The sequence below is a fragment of the Okeania sp. SIO3I5 genome (assembly GCF_010672085.1).
Taxonomy (GTDB): domain Bacteria; phylum Cyanobacteriota; class Cyanobacteriia; order Cyanobacteriales; family Microcoleaceae; genus Trichodesmium.
In genome coordinates, this window is sequence record NZ_JAAHHT010000229.1 from 792 (window position 1) to 15,575 (window position 14,784).

A 14,784-nucleotide genomic window follows, 5' to 3' on the forward strand; every position below is an offset into this window, starting at 1 on the left:
CATTACCCAAATAATTAACTAATTCGGATGCTGAAGATATTAACTGAAATTCTTAAGTATCGAGAGTCTATTTTGTAGTTTTAGGACGTTTAAATATGAGGTAATTATCGTCAGATTTTGAGTGATGACTAAAAGTTACTAATTCTCATCCTTCATTACCCAAATAATTAATTAACTAATTCGGATAGTGAATATATTAGCTAAAATTCTTAAGTATCGATAGTCTATATTGTAGTTTTAGGACGTTTAAATATGAGGTAATTATCATCAGATTTTGAGTGATGACTAAAAGTTACTAATTCCCATCCTTACATTACCCAAATAATTAACTAATTCGGATGCTGAAGATATTAACTGAAATTCTTAAGTATCGAGAGTCTATTTTGTAGTTTTAGGACGTTTAAATATGAGGTAATTATCGTCAGATTTTGAGTGATGACTAAAAGTTACTAATTCTCATCCTTCATTACCCAAATAATTAATTAACTAATTCGGATAGTGAATATATTAGCTAAAATTCTTAAGTATTGAGAGTCTATATTGTAGTTTTAGGACGTTTAAATATGAGGTAATTATCGTCAGATTTTGAATTATGACTAAAAGTTACTAATTCCCATCCTTCATTACCCAAATAATTAACTAATTCGTATAATGTTTTGTCTTTCCATTGTCGCCATTCTTTACCGTTTATGTATATGTTAATCAGCTTATCCCCAAAAGGATAAGGACTTGCTTCTACTAATAGATATTCCCACTTTTGCATTTGTTCTCTAATAATATGGAACCATTTATCCGATAAATTTTAAGACGTGCGAGGGCAGAGATAATATTATAGCAATTAGTAGGTCGTATATTAGCTGTCAGATTTTTTATCCCTAATATTACTTTTGCTTCTACGCGACTTTATTCTATTTAATTAGTATGCCAAGCCCTAAATAATATTATATAGCAGTTATGTAAGCATTTAGCTATTAGCATTCAGCTTTCAGCTAAAAAATGAATGAAGCAAGAATTTGTTGATATTATACCACATTTTCAACCTATAAATTGAAGCACAAGAACGAAGAGTTTGAGTTTTCAAAATTATATAAAATTTATTTGTGTATGGATTATTTTGACAAAACTCTGATGTAAATCAAGCTAAGTTAAGTTTATTTTTATTGATTAATCATCAGAAGTTGATAGATTTTTTCAGACAATAAAAAAAGAGTTAGTTATTCAATTCTTTAAGAACATCAACTAAATTTTAGTCTTAGCGAACATCAATTTTTTTTTGCTAAAGTTGCGCCTTGATAATAGTACAATAAAATCTGGTCATAATTATATCCATTCCGGGATAAATTGTAGGCTCCCCATTGACTCATTCCTACAGCATGACCAAGATTTTTTTGATTGATTAATCATCATAAGCTAATAGATTTTTTCAGACAATAAAAATACAGTTAGTTATTCAATTCTTTAAGAACATCGACTAAATTTTAGTCTTAGCAAACATCAATTTTTTTTTGCTAAAGTTGCGCCTTGATAATAGTACAATAAAATCTGGTCATAATTATATCCATTCCAGTATAAATTGTAGGCTCCCCATTGACTCATTCCTACAGCATGACCAAAATTTTTTTGATTGATTAATCATCAGAAACTAATAGATTTTTTCAGACAATAAAAAAAGAGTTAGTTATTCAATTCTTTAAGAACATCGACTAAATTTTAGTCTTAGCGAACATCAATTTTTGCTAAAATTGCGCCTTGATAATAGTACAATAAAATCTGGTGATAACTATATCCATTCCGGGCTAAATTGTAAGCTCCCCATTGACTCATTCCTACGGCATGACCAAAACCTTTTCCAGTAATTTGAAAACTGGTGGGAATTCGTTCACCTTCAGTTTTCTTGGCACTAACAGTAAATCTCGTACTTTTTAATCCTAGAGCTGCTGTAATATCTGTGCCTTCAAAAGTTTTAACCCCTGAATCTCCTAAAACTTTAATAGTAATAACACTACCGTGGGGAGTAGTAGTCTGGGGTGTCATAGAAATAATATTTCCCACTCCTGAGATTCGTTGGTTAAGTTCTGCTTGAGAAAATGATTCAGTCCATTCATAAACTGGGGCATCTTGATCAAAGTCGGGAACAGCTCGGAGGTAAGGGAGTGGATTGGACCAAACATCTTCTACATTTTCTGTGTGCCCCCCAGACGATGAATGATATAAGGCTAAAATAATTTGACCATTGTAGGTAAGCACTTGGCCTTGAGTACCATCAACAGCAGCGTAAGTTCCTGGAGACTCTGTATTAATTCCTTGATAAACTTGCCAGAATTGGTCATTGCCTAGATCATAGAAATTGTTACTATTTTCTTGACGTTTTTTCAGCGCATAAGAACGGGCAGCAACCGCCTGAGCTTTTAGGGCTTCTTGTGGCCAGTTGCCGTTCATTTCTGCTCCAATGACACTATATAGATATTCTTCAATATCGACATAATTTATAGCAGTGATACCTCCTTTGTGGGGAATAAGGTGAGTGCGGCCTCTATACCAGCGATCGCCTATCCATACATAACCTTCTCCTTTGGGTTCGATCCACATTTGACCGGATATCCAGTTGGCCAAAGCTACTTTTCCCGATTGGAGTTCCGCTGCAAAGCCTTTAGTTGGTTGTAATTCGCCAATTTCTCTACCTGCACCATCTCTAACTATGGCATTTGTGGAACTCCCTACTTTAACTTCTTTAACTCCTTCTTGAATGGCAATTCGCAACACTAGGGAGGCTTGAGCAGGGGCAATCATTAGTACCCATGCTAGAATAGATGTCCACCAATAGCGTTTTAATGGTTTAGTAGTACGAGTAATAAAAGAAATAAACAGTAATCCAGAAGTCATATTTGTTTAATTTTTTGATTTTATATTTAGGATAATTAATGTAAGAGCAACCAAATTAAATTATTAGACATCTTCAGAAAAGAGGGAACAGGGAACATATAACAGGCAATAGTGAGGAGTAATTGATAATTTATGGACAAGAATTGATTTGATTTTTCATTTTTGGAGAAGTCTATTAATTAAAAGTCATCTTAGTAAGGATAGGGGAGCTAGCCCAATTTTTTAGTAAAATATTAGAAAGAAAATAATCACACTGTAGATAGACTTATCACATTTTTTGAGTTTATTAGAATGTCTGCTTTTATACACGCCTTCTATTACTAAAGGATTGTTGGCATTCATGCTAATCAATGTTACCCTTTTAGCAGGAATTTGCGATTTTCGATAAAACTGCTGGACTATAAAAGTTTAGGGTAGGATTAAGTAAGATTGATAAGGTTGACAAACTGCAGCATCTCAATGAGGAAGTTTTAGGTTTTGCAAATAACTTTTCTAGGAACCAGTTCTGGTGTCCCAACGCGATCGCGTAATGTTTCAAGTATTGCTTTACGTCTGCCTCAACGGGCTGAATTATGGTTGTTTGACTGTGGAGAAGGAACTCAACATCAGTTTCTCCGTAGTGAACTTAAGGTTAGTCAACTCAGTCGTATTTTTATTACCCATATGCACGGCGACCATGTTTTTGGTTTGACAGGGTTGTTGGCAAGTTGTGGTTTGGGAGGAAATGTTAAAAGTGTCGATTTATATGGTCCACCTGCTTTAGAGGATTATCTCCAAGCTGGTCTTCGATACTCTAAAACTCATTTGGCTTATCCGATTAAAGTTTATCAGAGTAAGCCTGGTGTGATTTATGAAGATGATGAATATGTTGTTAGTTGTGGTTATTTGAAGCATCGGGTTACTGCTTTTGGTTATCAAGTAACGGAAAAGGATCGACCAGGGCATTTTAATGTGGAAAAGGCAAAGGCATTGGGGATTCCCCCAGGCCCTATTTATGGGAAACTGAAACAGGGTGAGTGGGTTACTTTGTCTGATGGACGGAAAATTAATGGGGCTGATTTGTGTGGGGCACCCCAAATAGGTCGGAAGCTTGTTTATTGTACTGATACTGTGTTTTGTGATGGTGCTGTGGAATTGGCGCAGGGAGCAGATTTACTTATTCACGAGGCTACTTTTTCTCATCAGGATGCTGAAATGGCTTTTCAAAGATTGCATTCTACTTCGACTATGGCGGCGCAGGTAGCTTTAGCTGCGGGTGTTAAGCATTTGATAATGACTCATTTTAGTCCTAGATATGCTCCGGGAAATCCCATTTTGTTGGATGATTTGCTACAGGAGGCGCGGGCTATTTTTCCTAATACTGATATGGCTTATGATTTTCTAAGTTATGAGATTCCTAGAACATAGTTAAGCTTCAAAAAGACTTTCTAGGGAGATATTGAATTGCTGTGACTATTTAAAATAGTAGTTTTTGACTCGGATTACATGATGTTTATGCTACAGAAAACTATTTAACGAAGTCAGAAGTTGTTTTTGTAAAAGGGATTAGAGCAACTCTCCAAAAAAAATTTGCCAATAAATCTGTCAAATAGAACGCAGAAAAATCAATATTTTACTTGTACACACTTATAATTTTATATTTTCCTTATTATTTTAGCAGCAACTCTGGCTATATAGGTAAGAAAGAATTGGTTAGGATTAACGACTAACGATGAATTTTAGACTAGGAAATGTTTTGCCAACTTTTCCCTGTTCCCTGTTCCCTATTCCCTATTCCCTATTCCCTATTCCCTAATAATGTATAAATATTTGCAGTCAATTATCACAAATGGTTATTAACTAAAGCATAATCTGTACCAGAGAAGAAATCAACATGAAGAACCAAGATTGGTTGTTAACTGGAAATGGTCAATGTCAACCTTGTAAAACTGTAAATGAATGGAAATTATTAAGAGAAAATTATCGGTTTTATCGATTTTTAACAGAACTTGAAGATACTTTAAAAGATGCTATAGATGAAGCTAGTTGTTTGCCCAAAATTAGACTATTAGTCCGACAGTTTATGACTAATTCATATTGGTTACAAACTCAAGAGCCAGAACCTTGTGACAAAAGAGGAATATCTGTTAATTTACTATATGATGAGTTGGGATTTCCCCTCACAGTACAAACAGTAAAAATTATTCCAGGAGCAATTTCAACAATTCATAATCATGGTACTTGGGGAATTATTGCTGTCTTAAAAGGTCAGGAAAAAAATACTTTTTGGAAACGCACTCCTGACCCAGAAAATAAATATAAAATTGAACGGGTTGGAGAGCAAATATTACAGCCTGGAGATTTAATTAGTTTGACTCCTGATGCTATTCATAATGTAGAAGTAGTTGGAGATGAACCTACATTTACTTTTAATATCTACGGTGAAACAAAATCTTCTGAAAGGTTTGAATTTGACCCAGTTGCTCAAACAGCAAAAAGGTTCTGAAGAAGGCAGAAGAAAAACAATTGATAATGGATAATGGATAATGGATAATGACTTCTGGTTAAAACCGTACTTGATTGAATATAAGGAAATATCCTAGCACTTTTTTTTCCTTAAAAAGAGAGATTTTATACCTTTATTTTTCAGTAACTTGAGGGTAGTAATAAACAATGGATAATGGATAATGGATAATGGATAATGGATAATTAATTCTGGTTAAAACCGTACTTGATTGAATATAAGGAAATATCCTAGCACTTTTTTGCTCCTTAAAAAGAAAGGCTTTATACCTTGATTTTTCAGTAACTTGAGAGTAGTAATAAACAATGGATAATGGATAATGGATAATGGATAATGGATAATGGATAATGGATAATGGATAATTAATTCTGGTTAAAACCGTACTTGATTGAATATAAGGAAATATCCTAGCACTTTTTTGCTCCTTAAAAAGAAAGGCTTTATACCTTGATTTTTCAGTAACTTGAGAGTAGTAATAAACAATGGATAATGGATAATGGATAATGGATAATTAATTCTGGTTAAAACCGTACTTGATTGAATATAAGGAAATATCCTAGCACTTTTTCGCTCCTTAAAAAGAAAGGCTTTATACCTTGATTTTTCAGTAACTTGAGAATAGTAATAAAGATAAGTTTAAATTCTATAGCAATCTGCGTTTATATTGTAAAAATTAAAAAGCTAGAAATAAACATCTGAAACTCTTAACTATTCCCTATCCCCTATTTAACAAAATAATGTCTAATCCTTTACTTTCTCTCAACTATGAACCTGTTCTTCAGAGTTTAGGCGGTGACTATTATGATGAGGTACTTGCTGCTGAATTTCCCCAACATATTTTGCGATTTCGTAATGATAGATTACTTCCTAAAATAGGGCTAAATTCTCAAGATGTTAAGGATGAGCATTTTATTGAAGCTTTTGGTAAATTTCATTGTGTTGGGCCTTTTTTAGCTTTACGTTATCACGGTTATCAATTCGGTCAATATAACCCTTACTTAGGAGATGGTAGGGGTTTTCTTTATGGACAAATTCGTGGGGTGGATGGTGAATTGTATGATTTTGGTACTAAGGGTTCGGGTACAACGCCTTATTCTCGCACTGCTGATGGTAGACTTACTCTCAAGGGGGGGGTGCGGGAGGTATTAGCTGCTGAAATTTTGCACCGTCATGGGGTTCGCACTTCCCGGTGTCTGAGTTTGGTTGAAACTGGGGAAGGGTTATGGCGCGGGGATGAACCTTCTCCTACTCGCTCGTCGGTGATGGTGCGTTTTAGTCGTTCTCATATCCGGTTTGGTACTTTTGAAAGGCTACATTTTTTCAAGCGCCCGGATTTAACGAAAAAGTTATTAGACCATGTAATTGATTGTTATTATTCTCATCTGAAGGAAGAGAAGGATAACTATTTTTTATTCTACTTGGAGTTAGTAGAAAGAGTTGCTAAATTAGTTGCTCAATGGATGGCGGCGGGATTTTGTCATGGTGTATTAAATACAGATAATATGTCAATTACTGGGGAAAGTTTTGATTACGGCCCTTATGGTTTTATTCCCACTTATGAGCCTAAATTTACAGCAGCTTATTTTGATTATTCTGGTCTTTATCGTTACAGTCATCAACCATTAGTTTGTAAGTCAAATTTACATCTACTTCAAGAAGCATTAGCTGCGGTTATTGAGCTGAAGAATATGAGGTCAGCTTTGGAAAAATTTGATGATTTTTATCTACATGAATATAGGGAATTAATGATTAGGAGATTAGGGTTTGAAAACTTGCCTGAAGTAGATGCAGAAAAGTTACTTCAGCTAACTCTAAAAATGCTGACAGATTCTCAGGTTGGATACCACGATTTCTTTTTAGAATTGAGACAAAAATTTTCTCCGCAATGGCGCGATGATATTAGTCAGATTTTTGCTAATTTTGAAAAGCCAGAATTAATCGATCCGTGGCGACAATATTATTATCATCTTTTGCAGGGTTATTCTAATAATGAATTAAAGGAAATGGGGGAAAGGTTACAAAAATATAATCCGCAACAAAGTTTAATTAGACCTGTAATTGAGTCAGTCTGGGAACCAATTACACTAGAGGATAATTGGCAGCCATTTTATGATTTATTACAGCGAATATATGATTGAAGCAGGAAGAAGGGAAAATTGGATGGGGATACTTTCACCATTTAAAATAACAGCTTTTTAATTCATCACGTCTTTGACGATAATAATCGTCTTGCTCATAATTTTTTTGCCAAAATTTTCCATTAGTATAACCATACAAAATTAAATTAGAATCAATATGCTTAAAAAACTCATAATTGGATGGTTTTTCTATAGCTGAAAAATAACCAACTAAATAACTATAAGGATAAGCAATAAAATCATCAATTTCTTCCTGGGAAAATTCTTGTTCAAAAGGTTTTATCGATATCATACGTTCAGAGATTGAATGCATCAGGAAATATAAAAAGGAGATAGGGAACAGGGAACACTTAACAGGGAACACTTAACAGGGAATAGGGAATAGGGGACAGGGAATAGGGAATAGGGAATAAGGAGAAAACAATCAAGACAAATATTTGTCTGAAAAAGTCTCGGAACATAAGTATTGAATACTTCTCTACCTACCTTCTTTCAATCCCTTGAAGTATTACCGCTTTTAGATTTTAGCCACAAGTGATGCTCTCTTAATATTTATTTTACAAACAGTCTCTCACTTATTTCATAAGTTTCATTATCTCTAATTAAACGTTGGAACCTAAATTCCAAATCACCTCGCCAATCAGATATTATGAATAAATAATTATTTAGCTCTCGTTCTTTTTGATTAAATTTTCATCATAAATGCAAAACAAAAAGAACCTTTACCGCTATAGCAAAAATCACTACTTTCTCTTGCAATTAAAGTTAGAGATTGAATGCATCAAAAAATATAAAAAGGAGATAGGGAACAGGGAACACTTAACTCTTAACAGGGAATAGGGAATAGGGAATAAGGAGGAAGAAATCAACATAAATATTTGTCGCTTAAAAAGTCTCGGAATATATGTACTGAATACTTCTTTATCTACCTTCTTTCAACCTCTTGAATTATTACCGCTTTTAGATTCACATCACAAGTGATGCTCTCTTGATACTTATTTGACAAACAGTCTCTTAATAGTAAATAAGTTTTTGGCAAAGTTAAATCTTCATTCTTATTTTTAAAATATCTTTCTGCATCGAACAAAACCAACTTATCATCAATAATAGGCAAACTGTTTTTACTTAGATGATATAGCACTACGCATTAAGATTAGGACATTTCTAAATCCTGTTTGCGCAGCATTCCGCAGGAAAAGCCTTTGACAGTTTACTATTCCCTATTCCCTATTCCCTTTTCCCTTTTCAAGTAGCGCTATAATATTGTTCATCATTGAGACGATATAACTCATATTTATCTTCTTTTATAGTTAATTTCATTGTTGGTTTCTGTTGAAAAATTTGAAAAGTATCCATCAAATTATCTCCTTTTTAAGCGTCAGTCCGAGCATCTTGCTCGCTTTGGAATAGGGAAATTTGAGTTGAAAACATGAGAAAATTCTGACTCCTGACTCCTGACTCCTGACTCCTAAATAATTCAGATTAATATCATACACACGCTTTACCAACGCCTGATTTTTTATGCCACAAAGTCGTTCAGAGTAAAATAAAAAGTTGCTCCTTTTTCTACTTCAGAACTACACCAAATTAAGCCTTGATGACGATTAATAATTCTTTTCACAATTGACAAACCAATACCAAATCCTTGAAACTCATTATCTGAATGGAAGCGCTTAAAAGGAGTAAACAATTCTTCAACGTTTTCCATATTAAAACCGGCTCCATTATCTTTCATAAAATAAACTCGATCTAATTTGTGTTCGCATAAATTTTTCTCTTTGTAATATAAAGAGCATTGATTAATGATTTCTTCTAAATTTTGTTGTTCTGCGGATAAAACTCCAAATTCAATATAAGTAACATCTTTTTTAGATGAATATTTCCAAGCATTACTAATTAAATTTTCTAAAGCAATATTAAAAAAATTTTCATCTACTTTAGCTATGATCTTCGGCTGAATTACTAATTCGACTTTTCTTTGTGGTTCATTACTATGGAGTTTTATTAGTATTGATTCAACTGTATTACTTAAATCCATTAATTCAAGGGTTATAGCACTTTTTTTAACCGTTGATAACAGCAGTAAATCTTTAATAATTTGCTGCATCCGAGCAGTTGATTCAGTAATCACATTAAAAATTTTTTGAGAGTTTTGAGTCGGATTATTATGATTTTCATATTCTTCTTGGAGCCAATCAATTAATGACTCAATATTCCCTAATGGATTCCGTAAATCATGAGCTACACTATAACTAAAAGCTTCTAATTCTTTATTAGTTTCTTCGAGGGTTAATTCTAAGTTTTTCCTTTCTGTAATATCTCTAACTGTAATCGCAAAACCATCCCCTAATTTAACGGCGATGAAATGATACCATTTTCCTTCTGCTTGATCATTATAATAAACATCTCGCTCTAAAGATTTTCCAGTTTCTACCACATTAACAAAATCATCAAATAATTCATAATTAATTCTACCTAAAAACTTTTTGATAACTAATTTACCAATTAAATCTTGTGGTTCTTGATTAAAAGCTCTAGCAATAATTGGATTAACAACTAAACAAGAAAAATCAATAATATTTCCCGTTCTCTTATCTCTTAATGCTGCCATAGCTGCAATGCCATCAAGAGAAGAATTTAAAATACTAGAAATTAAAGCCCTAGATTGATATAAAATAGCCTCTGCTTCTTTGCGTTGTCTAATTTCTTCTTTAAGATTATCTTGTTCTATTTTTAATAATTGTCTTTCTGCTTCTAATAGTCGTTTCTGTTTTTGAATTGTTAACTGACTTTTGATTCTTGCTAAAACTTCTTCTTCTTGAAAAGGTTTAGTTACATAGTCTATTCCTCCTATTTCAAAAGCTTTGACTTTATCAAAAACTTCATTTAAAGCACTAATAAAAATTACAGGAATTTCCTGAGTTTTAGGATTTGCTTTTAACCGTTCACAAACTTGATAGCCATCGAGTTCAGGCATTTTAATATCTAATAAAATTAGATCGGGAATATCGGTTTCAATAGAAAGTAATGCACTTTCCCCATCAATGGCTTTTTTTACCTGATAACTATTATCTTTTAAAAGAGTAGCTAAAATTTTTAAATTTGACAGGTTATCATCAACTATTAAAATAATTCCTTCTAAATTTTCCTTTGATATAGTATTCATAATAATTTTATCAAAATAATTGGATTGGCTAACTCCGTTCTTTAATCAGTTATCAGTTAAATCTTTTTTCTAGTTGTATCAAAATAATAAAGTTAAGAATTTAACTTCTATACGTCGCTAATTCGATGGCTCTCCTATCTGACTTCTGAACTTTAGAAATCCCTGTAACAAATACAACTTCTATACGTCGCTAATCCGACGGCTCCCCTATCTGAGTTCTGACTTCTAACTTCGTTAAAGTCTATCCTGATTCAGAGATTCAATTAATTGTCTAATAGTCTTAAATTGAAAGTCATTAACTAAAACACTTAACTTTTCAGCTAAAAAAGATTGTTGGACAGGAATTTGTTTGATTAGTTCTTCCATCATATCATCATTTAAACCTTTAGCAGCATAATACACTTTTTCTAACCATTCTTGAGGCATTTTCTGTAAATCTTCTACTGTTAAACTAGATAATTCAGTGGCAGTTGGAGATGGGGTTTCTTCTTCATAAATATATTCAATTCCTAAATGCTTTTTCATGGTTTCAAAAATGGTGGCTTCTCGGAAAGGTTTTCTGACAAAATCATCACATCCTGCTGATAAAATAATTGCTTTTTGTTCTTCTAAAACACTGGCTGTTAAGGCGATAATTGCTGTGGCATTTCCTTTAGTTGTACCTTTAATATATTGAGTTGCTTCATAACCATCCATTACTGGCATTCTCATATCCATCCAAATTAAATGAGGTTGCCATTCTGACCAAATTTCGATACCTTCTTGGCCGTTTGTAGCTTCTTTTAATTCAAATCCTAATGGTTGTAATAGCTTAATTAATAATAAACGATTAGTCTGGCGGTCATCTACAATTAATATTTTATAACGGGATTGATTGGGTTTTAAAGCAATAACATGACGAGTCTTATCCTGAATTTCTATATCTGCTTTCTTGACGATATCAGCTTCAATTTCAAATCTAAAAGTTGTGCCTATTCCTACTTGACTTTTAACGGTAATATCTCCTCCCATTAAGTTGACAAATTTACGACTAATGGGTAAGCCTAATCCTGTACCTTCTTGACTATTTTTACCTGTTTCAGTTTGAGCAAATGCTTCAAATAATTTACTCATTTCATCTTCAGCAATTCCTGCTCCTGTATCTCTCACTTCAAAAATAATAGTTGCTTTCTCCCCCCTTTCAAAGGGGGGATTAAGGGGGGATTCTTTTTGACTCACAACTGTGACACTCACACCCCCTTCTGAGGTGAATTTAATCCCATTATTGATTAAATTAATTAAGACTTGACGGAGTTTGGTTTCATCAGTATAGATATATTGAGGTACATCATCTTGATAGTCAAATATTAATGTTAATCCTTGATTTTCTGCGGTTATATGTAATAATTCTTCAAGTTCATTTAAGAAATAATAAAGGTCAAAATTATTGGGATAGATTATCATTTTCCCTGCTTCAATTTTAGAGAGGTCTAAAATATTATTAATCAAGGTTAATAAATAGTTGCCACTTTTATTAATAATAGTTGTATTTTCCTGATGCTCTTTTGATAAAGTTTGAGAACGCATCATAATTTGAGAAAAGCCTAAAATTGCATTTAAAGGAGTCCGTAGTTCGTGACTCATATTGGCAATAAAACTGCTTTTGGCTTGATTTGCTACTTCTGCTTTTTCTTTGGCAACAGATAATTTTTCTGTTCTTTCTTCAACTTTTTTCTCTAAAACAATATTTTGTTCTTGAATTAATTTTTTATTGAGTTTAGCATTTTTCAAGGCTTCATTTTGTGCTTTTTCTCTTTCATCTTTAATCAGATTAATTCTATCTGCTAAAGCAAAGGAAAAGAATAATACCGATAAACTAAAAGTGAAATGTGAACGGTTCTCTAGATAAAAACCATAAGGTATAAAACCAAAAGCACTAAAACCATGAAAAATCGCTCCTAAAATAGGGGAAAACATAGCTAATAAAAAATATTTAGCTGGCTTATATCTTTGTCTCCATCTTATCAAAGCAGTTATTAATATTATGACACTAATAAATATACCATTAAAAATTACGATAATATTATTCCATTTTGTTGCTATTGATATAATAGTAAGCATAACTATAACTAAAGATATAATAAATAAAAATCTATCCATTTTAGGAAGATATTTTTTAGTTTTTAAGAAAGATTGGGTAAATTTGATCCAGGAAAACAAAATTAATAATACTGCCAATGATTGAATCTCAAAATAGTTAGGAAAATTCTTCCAAAATAATTGATGCCCTATTCCATTTCGACATAATATAAAACACAAATAACCTATAATAAACAATACAAAATGTAGATAATTTTTGTCTTTTAAAGAAATAAATAAAAATAAGTTATAACCAATCATTATTAAAAAAGTTCCATAAGCTATTCCTAAAAATAAAACATTATTTTGATCCTCCTGTAAAAATGCTTCTAAAGAATAAATATATAAGGGAATAATTAAACCAGATTTTGAAGTTAAACGTAGATAAATAGTTTTTTCATTATCTTCAGTAAAAGGCAAACTAAAGATAAAAAAACGATGGTTAAATTCTCTAGTGCTAAAAGGTAAAAATCTGCCAGTTTTAATTACCTTGAATCCTTTTTTGTCGCCTTCAGAAGAATAAAAATCTAAAGTACCTGTACGGGCAGCATTTAAAGTTAATATCCATTTTTGTGTCAAACTTGCTTCATTTTTGACTCGCAAACGAACCCAGATTGCTGATGTTTTTATACCTAAGTTGGGGTTCTTTTCATTATTAGGAGTAAATTCTTGATCCACAACATTTTCAATAGTTAATTCCCTAGTTTTATCTTCAAATATTTCTAAATGTAATCCTAAAGGATATTTTTGAATGTTATCTTTTAAAACCACAACATTACCCAGATGCTCTAAGTTATTATTTTGTGCATAGCTGTGGGATACTGATATAAATAAGCAGAAGAAAAAAACTATAATAAATATTATCTTGGGAATAATAAGATTTATCTTTTTTTTGCAGTTCATAATATCTAATTCCAGTTTGATCAATGTTTGCTAAACTTTCTTGAGTAGAGTCGGAGGTAGGGAGGTTTCATAGAACATCCCTACAGAGAAGTAAACAAAAACTACTTTTTCAAATTATTCAAATTCCTCTCTAACCCTTCTTTTTTCTGCCTGATCTTAATCTGAATAGAGCGATCGCTACACAAGAACAGAATAATTATTATATAGCAGTCACCTCGATAGTTAGGACACTCTTGCGACTCTCAAATCTATTGTGTGCTGTAAGTTTAACTGCTGAATTCTAAACTCTGAATTCTGACTTCGCGATCGCTACACAACCACAGAAGAGGTGTGGGGAATGTCGGAGGTGTGGGGAGTCTCGGAGTTGTGGGAAGTGTCGGAGGTGTGGGGAGTGTCGGAGGTCTCGGAGGTCTCGGAGTTGTGGGAAGTGTCGGAGGTCTTGGAGGTCTCGGAGGTCTCGGAGTTGTGGGAAGTGTCGGAGGTCTTGGAGGTCTCGGAGGTCTCGGAGTTGTGGGAAGTGTCGGAGGTCTCGGAGGTCTCGGAGTTGTGGGGAGTATCGGAGGTCTCGGAGTTGTGGGGAGTGTCGGAGTTGTGGGGAGTCTCGGAGGTCTCGGAGGTCTCGGAGTTGTGGGGAGTCTCGGAGGTCTCGGAGGTCTCGGAGTTGTGGGGAGTGTCGGAGTTGTGGGGAGTGTCGGAGGTGTGGGGAGTCTCGGAGGTGTGGGAAGTCTCGGAGGTGGAGGTCTCGGAGGTGTGGGGAGTCTCGGAGGTGTGGGGAGTGTGGGGAGTCTCGGAGGTCTCGGAGGTGTGGGGAGTGTCGGAAGTCTCGGAGGTCTCGGAGGTGCGGGGAGTGTCGGAAGTCTCGGAAGTGTCGGAAGTGTCGGAAGTCTCGGAGGTCTCGGAGGTCTCGGAGCTGTGGGGAGTGTCGGAAGTGTCGGAGGTCTCGGAGGTGTGGGGAGTGTCGGAAGTCTCGGAGGTCTCGGAGCTGTGGGGAGTGTCGGAGGTGTGGGGAGGGTGGGGAGTGTGGGGAGTGTCGGAGGTGTCGGAAGTGTCGGAGGTCTCGGAAGTCTCGGAGA

Annotated in this window: 10 protein-coding genes and 1 pseudogene; 4 read left to right on the plus strand and 7 right to left on the minus strand. The window is 34.0% G+C overall.

All coding sequences use genetic code 11. The features are described 5' to 3' along the window. Positions 1–535: 535 nt before the first annotated feature. The 3 genes and pseudogenes from F6K40_RS32340 to F6K40_RS32345 form a co-directional block, all read right to left on the minus strand. On the minus strand, positions 536–763 hold the full coding sequence (locus F6K40_RS32340) for a hypothetical protein (protein ID WP_293142030.1): 228 nt from the start codon (positions 761–763) through the stop codon (positions 536–538). 731 nt (positions 764–1,494) lie between these two features. After that, positions 1,495–1,620: pseudogene (locus tag F6K40_RS41480) on the minus strand (SpoIID/LytB domain-containing protein); the annotation flags it as partial. A 96-nt stretch (positions 1,621–1,716) separates the two neighbouring features. Further along, the gene (locus F6K40_RS32345; RefSeq protein ID WP_293142032.1) at positions 1,717–2,883 is read right to left on the minus strand and encodes a SpoIID/LytB domain-containing protein; all 1,167 of its coding nucleotides are present in this window, start codon (positions 2,881–2,883) and stop codon (positions 1,717–1,719) included. A gap of 477 nt (positions 2,884–3,360) precedes the next feature. Here F6K40_RS32345 and F6K40_RS32350 point away from each other — a divergent pair, with 477 nt between their 5' ends. From F6K40_RS32350 to F6K40_RS32360, 3 genes are all read left to right on the plus strand, one after another. Then, a complete protein-coding gene (locus F6K40_RS32350; RefSeq protein WP_293142034.1) occupies positions 3,361–4,290 on the plus strand; it encodes a ribonuclease Z in 930 nt (309 codons plus the stop codon). A gap of 466 nt (positions 4,291–4,756) precedes the next feature. Further along, positions 4,757–5,368 (plus strand): cysteine dioxygenase family protein, encoded by a 612-nt coding sequence (locus tag F6K40_RS32355; RefSeq protein WP_293142036.1) that lies wholly within the window; start codon positions 4,757–4,759, stop codon positions 5,366–5,368. Positions 5,369–6,123: 755 nt separating this feature from the next. Then, positions 6,124–7,524: a protein adenylyltransferase SelO gene (locus F6K40_RS32360; RefSeq protein ID WP_293142037.1), complete on the plus strand. Its 1,401-nt coding sequence runs from the start codon at positions 6,124–6,126 to the stop codon at positions 7,522–7,524. A gap of 34 nt (positions 7,525–7,558) precedes the next feature. Here the strand turns inward: F6K40_RS32360 and F6K40_RS32365 are convergent, their stop codons facing one another. The 4 genes from F6K40_RS32365 to F6K40_RS32380 form a co-directional block, all read right to left on the minus strand. Then, positions 7,559–7,816, minus strand: a complete 258-nt coding sequence (locus F6K40_RS32365) for a hypothetical protein (RefSeq protein WP_293142038.1) — start codon at positions 7,814–7,816, stop codon at positions 7,559–7,561. A gap of 633 nt (positions 7,817–8,449) precedes the next feature. Next, the gene (locus F6K40_RS32370; protein ID WP_293142040.1) at positions 8,450–8,638 is read right to left on the minus strand and encodes a hypothetical protein; all 189 of its coding nucleotides are present in this window, start codon (positions 8,636–8,638) and stop codon (positions 8,450–8,452) included. A gap of 405 nt (positions 8,639–9,043) precedes the next feature. Next, positions 9,044–10,690 (minus strand): response regulator, encoded by a 1,647-nt coding sequence (locus tag F6K40_RS32375; RefSeq protein WP_293142042.1) that lies wholly within the window; start codon positions 10,688–10,690, stop codon positions 9,044–9,046. A 234-nt stretch (positions 10,691–10,924) separates the two neighbouring features. Next, positions 10,925–13,711, minus strand: coding sequence for a hybrid sensor histidine kinase/response regulator (locus F6K40_RS32380; RefSeq protein ID WP_293142044.1), 2,787 nt, complete (start codon positions 13,709–13,711; stop codon positions 10,925–10,927). Positions 13,712–14,048: 337 nt separating this feature from the next. On the opposite strand from F6K40_RS32380, the gene F6K40_RS32385 reads away from it, so the two are divergent. Beyond that, positions 14,049–14,784: hypothetical protein (locus tag F6K40_RS32385; RefSeq protein ID WP_293142046.1), on the plus strand; the 736-nt coding region annotated here is incomplete at its 3' end.

Bases quoted from the DNA above. Each gene is read 5' to 3' on its own strand.
- F6K40_RS32340 (WP_293142030.1), bottom strand. From the start codon at position 763: ATGCAAAAGTGGGAATATCTATTAGTAGAAGCAAGTCCTTATCCTTTT.
- F6K40_RS32345 (WP_293142032.1), bottom strand. From the start codon at position 2,883: ATGACTTCTGGATTACTGTTTATTTCTTTTATTACTCGTACTACTAAA.
- F6K40_RS32355 (WP_293142036.1), top strand. From the start codon at position 4,757: ATGAAGAACCAAGATTGGTTGTTAACTGGAAATGGTCAATGTCAACCT.
- F6K40_RS32360 (WP_293142037.1), top strand. From the start codon at position 6,124: ATGTCTAATCCTTTACTTTCTCTCAACTATGAACCTGTTCTTCAGAGT.
- F6K40_RS32365 (WP_293142038.1), bottom strand. From the start codon at position 7,816: ATGATATCGATAAAACCTTTTGAACAAGAATTTTCCCAGGAAGAAATT.
- F6K40_RS32375 (WP_293142042.1), bottom strand. From the start codon at position 10,690: ATGAATACTATATCAAAGGAAAATTTAGAAGGAATTATTTTAATAGTT.
- F6K40_RS32380 (WP_293142044.1), bottom strand. From the start codon at position 13,711: ATGAACTGCAAAAAAAAGATAAATCTTATTATTCCCAAGATAATATTT.